This is a genomic window from Pseudovibrio sp. POLY-S9, assembly GCF_001431305.1.
Classification (GTDB): Bacteria; Pseudomonadota; Alphaproteobacteria; order Rhizobiales; family Stappiaceae; genus Pseudovibrio.
Genome location: NZ_LCWX01000251.1, coordinates 1 through 635, shown reverse-complemented (window position 1 = coordinate 635; position 635 = coordinate 1). Strand labels below are relative to the sequence as shown.

1 protein-coding gene is annotated in these 635 nt (G+C 53.5%); it reads right to left on the bottom strand.

Translation table 11 applies throughout. From position 1 onward, the window contains the following. Window positions 1–86 precede the first annotated feature (86 nt). Window positions 87–602 (bottom strand): Hcp family type VI secretion system effector, encoded by a 516-nt coding sequence (locus PPL9_RS28915; RefSeq protein WP_057465969.1) that lies wholly within the window; start codon window positions 600–602, stop codon window positions 87–89. Between the last annotated feature and the right edge of the window lie 33 nt (window positions 603–635).

Genomic DNA, 635 nt, shown 5'->3' with positions numbered 1-635 from the left:
GACTGCCTGGTGTGTACTCGCCCATAAACAATGTCCGGGCCAAAGCTGGCCCGGATCTGACTTCCATCCTCAATGAGGATAGAGACTTAAGCTGCAGGCGCGCGCCAGTCATCAGCACCGGACGTGCCGGAGACTGTGTGTTCCCACATGATCTTGCGGTAAGACAGTTCAATGGTGATCAGCTGAGTGAAGTCAGCGTTCTTCGGATCCTGACAATGTGGCAGGCCACACTCAATGTTGGTGATCAGGGCATCTTCAAAGGAGGTGGTGAAGAAATGCTCCTGCTTGCCGGAAGAATTGGTGCGATACCATTTAACTTCACACTTAGGCAGCATCTCACCAGAGACCAGCGCATTATACAGCAGCGGGATGGACTTGTTCATGGAGCAGGTGAACTTGAACGGAGTGTGCACGCGCTGACCAGCTGGCTGGCCGGACTGGATATCACGAGGAATGATGACAGTGTGATCAATGGCCTGCACCATGATCTCGTCTTCATGACCTTCCTGCCACACGTTACCGACGGAATCTTCAGTGAACGCGCCTTGAGTGATTGGACCCTGAGTTGACCCTTCAATAGTGATATAAGCGGGTGTTGGCATAGTATGCTCCTGGTGAGCGCCCTCCGTGTGCGG

Bases quoted from the DNA above. Each gene is read 5' to 3' on its own strand.
- PPL9_RS28915 (WP_057465969.1), bottom strand. From the start codon at position 602: ATGCCAACACCCGCTTATATCACTATTGAAGGGTCAACTCAGGGTCCA.